Annotated in this window: 2 protein-coding genes and 1 pseudogene; 2 read left to right on the forward strand and 1 reads right to left on the reverse strand. The window is 69.5% G+C overall.

Annotated elements, in window-relative coordinates:
• On the forward strand, window positions 1-1,157 hold a 1,157-nt coding region (locus GBZ26_RS28890), incomplete at its 5' end, for an anthranilate synthase component I (protein WP_174441738.1).
• Between the two features lie 35 nt (window positions 1,158-1,192).
• Here the strand turns inward: GBZ26_RS28890 and GBZ26_RS28895 are convergent.
• Window positions 1,193-1,441 (reverse strand): DUF2312 domain-containing protein, encoded by a 249-nt coding sequence (locus GBZ26_RS28895; protein ID WP_014239966.1) that lies wholly within the window; start codon window positions 1,439-1,441, stop codon window positions 1,193-1,195.
• A 425-nt stretch (window positions 1,442-1,866) separates the two neighbouring features.
• Between GBZ26_RS28895 and GBZ26_RS28900 the strand changes: the two are divergent.
• A pseudogene (locus tag GBZ26_RS28900) lies at window positions 1,867-2,239 on the forward strand (NAD(P)(+) transhydrogenase (Re/Si-specific) subunit alpha); the annotation flags it as partial.

Below are 2,239 nucleotides of genomic sequence, written 5' to 3' on the forward strand. Positions count from 1 at the left end.
CCCAGATCCTGCGCCTGCTGACCTCGGCCAAGGACGCGGCGGAGCTGACCATGTGCACCGATGTGGACCGCAACGACAAGGCGCGGGTGTGCGAGCCGGGGTCCGTCCGGGTGATCGGGCGGCGGATGATCGAGCTGTATTCCCGCCTGATCCACACGGTGGACCATGTGGAGGGGCGGCTGCGGCCCGGCCTCGACGCGCTGGACGCCTTCCTCACCCACACCTGGGCGGTGACGGTGACCGGGGCGCCCAAGCGCTGGGCCATGCAATTCCTGGAGGACACGGAGCAATCGCCGCGCCGCTGGTACGGGGGCGCCTTCGGCCGGCTGGGCTTCGACGGCGGGATGGACACCGGCCTGACCCTGCGCACCATCCGCATGGCCGAGGGCGTCGCCTACGTGCGGGCCGGGGCAACCCTGCTGTCGGACAGCGACCCGGACGCGGAGGACGCGGAGTGCCGTCTGAAGGCCGCCGCCTTCCGCGACGCCATCCGTGGGGAGTCGGCGTGTTCCGCATCCGCGATTCCAGCGGCTCCTTCCGGCGGACGGGGCAAGCGGGTGTTGCTGGTGGACCACGACGACAGCTTCGTCCACACGCTGGCCGACTATCTGCGCCAGACCGGCGCGTCGGTGGCGACGCTGCGTCACAGCCACGCGCGGGCGGCGCTGGCGGAGCGGAGGCCGGATCTGGTCGTGCTGTCCCCCGGTCCGGGGCGTCCGGCGGATTTCGACGTGGCGGGCACCATCGACGCGGCGCTGGCGCTCGGCCTGCCGGTGTTCGGCGTCTGCCTGGGGCTACAGGGGATGGTGGAGCGCTTCGGCGGCACGCTGGACCTGCTGCCGGAGCCGGTCCACGGCAAGGCGACGGAGGTCCGTGTGCTGGGTGGCGCGCTGTTCGCCGGCCTGCCGGAGCGGCTGACGGTCGGGCGCTACCACTCGCTGGTGGCGCGTCGCGACCGGCTGCCGGCGGACCTCACGGTGACCGCGGAGACCGCCGACGGGCTGGTGATGGCCGTGGAGCACCGGCGGCTTCCGCTCGCCGCCGTGCAGTTCCACCCCGAGTCGATCCTGTCGCTCGGCGGTGGGGCCGGTCTCGCCCTGCTGGGCAACGTGATGGACCGGCTGGCCGCCGGCGTCCTTGCGGACGCTGCGGCTTGATCGGGGCGGCGTAACGGGGAGGGAGTTGGGGGTGGTTATTCCACCATCCCCAGCGCTTCCTTGTAGAGCTCCAGGATGGCTTCCTGCTCCTGGCGGTCGGCCTTGTCCATTTTGCGCAGCCGGATGATCTGGCGGATGATCTTGGTGTCGAAACCGGTGCCCTTGGCCTCGGAGTAGACCTCCTTGATGTCCTCCTGCAGGCCGCGCTTCTCTTCTTCCAGGCGCTCGATGCGCTCCACGAAGGATTTCAGGCGATCCGCCGCAATGCCGCCGACGTCGGACATGATAAGGGTAACCTCAAATTGGGTGCTTCCGGGGAATCCGGCGCGGACGATATCGGCGGGCGCCGTCGATGGCAAGCGACTCCCGGCGTCGTCGGCGCGGATGCCACAGGGCGCGGCAAACCGCGCCAAGGGTTCAGCCGGGTGTGCCCGGATAGTGGGATACGCCCGCGGCGACGCCCCCCCGCATCGGACGGACGCTTGATGCGAAAGACCGATGGCGGGACCTTGCGAAAGCGGCGACCTTGCACTTTCCGATGCACGCGGGCGCGCCAACCCTCTCCGGGCTGTTGCGCCGCACCTATCACCGCTGGTAATACCATCGACGCTCAAGAGCTTCACAAAGTCACATAAATCCGGCATTGATGCCGACGGTCTAGGCCGATTGCACGCAAATCGGCCACTTGCGGCAGGGGAGATAAAGAACCATGAAAATCGCCATACCCAGGGAGCGGCGCGCGGGCGAGAATCGCGTCGCGGCTTCTCCGGAGACGGTCAAGAAACTCAAAGCCCTCAGCCTGGAAGTGGTCGTGGAGACCGGCGCCGGACTGGGCTCGAACCTGCCGGACCGGGTCTATCAGGACGCCGGCGCGGAGATCGCGCCGGACGCCGCGTCGGCGCTGGCCGACGCCGACATCGTGCTGAAGGTGCAGCGCCCGCTGCTGGCCGGGGAAGGGGACCTCGACGAGCTGGCGCTGATCAAGCGCGGCGCGCTGCTGTTCGCCATCCTCAACCCCTACAACAGCCGCGACCATGTGGCCGCCTACGCGGCGGCCGGGGTGAACGCCTTCGCCATGGAGT

It is taken from the genome of Azospirillum formosense, assembly GCF_013340925.1.
GTDB lineage: Bacteria > Pseudomonadota > Alphaproteobacteria > Azospirillales > Azospirillaceae > Azospirillum > Azospirillum formosense.